This window comes from Pseudomonas sp. TSO6, from assembly GCF_056098905.1.
This window is the reverse complement of the sequence record NZ_JBLZWV010000086.1, coordinates 1-519: the sequence shown is the minus strand read 5'-3', so window position 1 is coordinate 519 and position 519 is coordinate 1. Positions and strand designations below refer to the sequence as shown.

Sequence of the window (519 nt, the reverse complement as noted above, 5' to 3'; positions counted from 1 at the left end):
TGCGCAGGCAGCGAAGAAACGCCACTGTCATCGATGGCGACCACATCCAGCAGTTCGCCGTTGGCCTGGGCCGGGTTCAGTTCGATGCTGAAGGTGCCGTCAGCATTGGCGATGGCGCTGCCGATCAATGTGCCGTTGGCGTCATGCACCTCCACGCGAGTACCCGCCGGGGCAGAACCGGTGAGGGTGGTGCCGTCGGCATCGATGGCCAGGTTGCTCGGGCTGACCGGTGCAGTGGTCAGCGGTACGTCGTATTCGACGACCACAGAGGCGTTGCCGCTTGGGTCTGTCTGTACCAGGCTCAGTTGCTCGCCCGGTTGCGCGGCAGGATTCAGGTCGATGAGGAAGGTGCCGTTGGCGCCGACTACGCCAGTGCCGATCACGGCGCCATTGGCATCGCGCACTTCTACGGTGGCACCCGGCTCACCACGGCCACTCAGGGCCAAGCCATCAGCGCCGACCACGATATTGCTTACTGCGCCAGGTGGCGTGATATCCGGGGCATCGAACTGCAGCGGC

General features: G+C 64.5%; 1 protein-coding gene. It reads right to left on the bottom strand.

What is annotated here, in order from left to right; genetic code table 11:
* A partial coding sequence (locus tag ACN6NG_RS29880; protein WP_474317521.1) for an Ig-like domain-containing protein occupies positions 1–519 on the bottom strand: 519 nt, incomplete at both ends.